Origin of the sequence: Escherichia sp. MOD1-EC6098, from assembly GCF_002965865.1 — a bacterium.
Classification (GTDB): domain Bacteria; phylum Pseudomonadota; class Gammaproteobacteria; order Enterobacterales; family Enterobacteriaceae; genus Escherichia; species Escherichia marmotae.
This window is the reverse complement of record NZ_PTSN01000061.1, coordinates 1-2,258: the sequence shown is the minus strand read 5'-3', so window position 1 is coordinate 2,258 and position 2,258 is coordinate 1. Positions and strand designations below refer to the sequence as shown.

Below are 2,258 nucleotides of genomic sequence, written 5' to 3'. Positions count from 1 at the left end.
TTCCTTTTACAGCGAATAAATAATCACCTCCCTGTTTTTGTATCTTCTCTGCAATATCTTTCTGGCACCCCATCGCATCAGTTGTGATAATTTTTCCTTTAATATCCAACATGTTAAGAAGTTCAGGAATAGCTGTGATCTCATTGGATTTCTCATCCGTCTTGATCTGTCCGATGGCCAGACTGTGCATTGTTGAGAACGCACTAATGACATGAATCGCTCCCTTGCGGCGACTCTTGTCATAAGAGTGCCGGTGCGTTTTTCCATCAATTGCGATGATGTCTTTATCATCTGAAGAATGGCAGTCACGCATCCAGTTAATAAAGCACTCATGAAATTTTACAGGACTGATACAGGATACAACTCTGGCAATAGTATCGTGAACAGGAATACCATTTTCAAATTCACCATATTGCTTCAAAAAATCGAGATGTGCTTCACCAAAATCCTCTATATCTTCCCAACCTTCTGCACCAGAAATAACGGCACAAATAGTCAACAGTAGAATATCAGACAATTTATGTTCCCCTTTCCAGGCTTGTCTGTAATCGGGGATAATAGAAATATGTTCCATCAATTTTTTAAGTTCCATTTTGTTCTCATTAATTACGTAAGGAGTATTTGATCATGTATAAGCAATGAAAAACAGCTTTAGGTAATAAGGAATATCTCAATTATTGAACATTTAGTGCGAATTATTTAGTACAAAAAAACAGCGTTACGTGATCTTTCCCTGACTGGTCATTGCTTCCGGCAGGCGTTCAGCACCGTGTGGTAGTAATATACCGTGGTTTTCGGCGGGCGCGTGTCCTGCGGTTTAATCACCTGCAGGGTAAAACGATCCCCTCTGGCCAGCGGCTCATAGCTGTCACCGCTGAACCTCTATGACCTTACCCGGGCTGTCTTCACCGCACAGCCGCATCCCGTCCCAGAAAAAACGCCCCCTTTCCGGGGCCGGTTCCGCTTCGCCCTCATCATGCCACCGGTACAGCCGTTTCCCCGTCCGTCGCCCTAGCAGATCGTATCCATACTCCAACTCCACCTTTAGGTACTTTTCTTCTTTGCGTTCATCATCACGGACAGTTTCCCATACCGTGCCTGTCGGGTATTTTAAAATCACTTAAATTTTTTAGATATGAAAACCCCTCGAGTGATTCATTGTATCCACATTTGACAAGATCATTCCTTAATATTAGCAGTAATTTATTCCACTCACTGATAAAAATATCAATAGGTATATCCAATGAATACAAATTATCACTATCACCACTACTATCATCTAAAAATGAAACTGTAATCCACTTTGCTTTAATATTTAACATATTAGCATCTATGACAAAATCCCATATAGCTGTAAAAGTACTTGATAAAAATGAAACTGAAAAAAATTTTTTATTCCTATCCGTTAAGGCGTTTAACATTCGAATAATGTCATTATACATTTCACTAATATCACCTTTCCGATCTAAGCGCGTAATGTGTTCATTCCAATTTAAAACAATATCATGCGTATATTCAACATATATAGATTCGATTGCTTCAGATACACTTATATCCTCCTCATCCTTTTCTCCCAATACAAAGTCATCTAATACTTCTATTGAAAACATATTACCTCCAACACCCGTTCAACAAGAATAAAAAGGTCTTAAATTTAATCAGTATATATAGGCTCAGCGGTTTTCGAGTTTATTGGGAATCCGTGAAAAGTACCATCGCCATTATTACGAACGCGAATTTTATCTGGGATATCAATTGTTCCATCAGGATTAAATACAACTGACGAATGATCTGAATTTATTGGAAAATCTTTCATTTCCCCTGGCTGTAATGTAGCTGCTTTTTCGCCTGCATATTTTAAATCTCTTTTACTTCCCCATTTACCTTGAGGTAGTGGTGCCCTACCTGTTTTTCTGGCTTGATCTTCCGCTCTTTTTAGAGCGTCATTTTGCGTCCATTTTATACCATGAGCTTTACCCCTCAAATATCCATTTTCAGGTTTCAAACAACTCAAACCCAGAGGATCGATCCAACTTACTGGATTAGGCGCATAAGCATACAAGTTCAGCCCACCCGCCAGCCCTATCGGATCCGTTACTATGAACCGCCCGACATCCGGATCATAGTACCTGTGCAGATTGTAGTGCAGCCCCGTTTCCCTGTCGAGGTACTGCCCCTGGTAACGCAGGTTCTGTTCCACCCTGCCGTGGTCCTTCTCCTGTATCGTGTTACCCCAGACCTGATACCCCGTCTCCCAC

At 40.8% G+C, this 2,258-nt stretch carries 3 protein-coding genes; all 3 read right to left on the bottom strand.

The genetic code is table 11. The features are described 5' to 3' along the window. Positions 1 to 592 (bottom strand): ISAs1 family transposase (locus C0K55_RS25530; RefSeq protein WP_123059781.1); only part of this gene is annotated, 592 nt, incomplete at its 3' end. A gap of 481 nt (positions 593 to 1,073) precedes the next feature. Next, positions 1,074 to 1,610, bottom strand: a complete 537-nt coding sequence (locus C0K55_RS25520; protein ID WP_105283394.1) for a hypothetical protein — start codon at positions 1,608 to 1,610, stop codon at positions 1,074 to 1,076. A 44-nt stretch (positions 1,611 to 1,654) separates the two neighbouring features. Next, on the bottom strand, positions 1,655 to 2,258 hold a 604-nt coding region (locus C0K55_RS26830; protein WP_236942156.1), incomplete at its 5' end, for an RHS repeat-associated core domain-containing protein.

Coding starts and splice junctions, on each gene's coding strand:
- C0K55_RS25520 (WP_105283394.1), bottom strand. CDS start 1,610: ATGTTTTCAATAGAAGTATTAGATGACTTTGTATTGGGAGAAAAGGAT.